The organism is Novosphingobium malaysiense (assembly GCF_000802225.1).
GTDB classification, from domain to species: domain Bacteria; phylum Pseudomonadota; class Alphaproteobacteria; order Sphingomonadales; family Sphingomonadaceae; genus Novosphingobium; species Novosphingobium malaysiense.
This window is the reverse complement of record NZ_JTDI01000059.1, coordinates 1-228: the sequence shown is the minus strand read 5'-3', so window position 1 is coordinate 228 and position 228 is coordinate 1. Positions and strand designations below refer to the sequence as shown.

Genomic DNA, 228 nt, shown 5'->3' with positions numbered 1-228 from the left:
GCTGCAAGATGTGCGACTGCCCGGGAAAACCCCGCCCGCCGTGGTTCCTTGAGATCGGCGAAGTCGGCGAAGACTGCGAGCACGTCCTCCATTCGCTCGGGCGGTATCTCGGCTAGCGGCAGCGGCTCCTTCCCAAGGACCGTCTCCCACGCCCTGCCCGTGCCGGCAGCATCCAGCAAGCGCCCAAGCTGGGAAAGTGCGGCGGTCGCAAGCCGGGGATCATAGGAC

At 67.1% G+C, this 228-nt stretch carries 1 protein-coding gene; it reads right to left on the bottom strand.

Annotated elements, in window-relative coordinates; all coding sequences use genetic code 11:
• On the bottom strand, positions 1-228 hold a 228-nt coding region (locus LK12_RS25250; RefSeq protein WP_039290874.1), incomplete at both ends, for a hypothetical protein.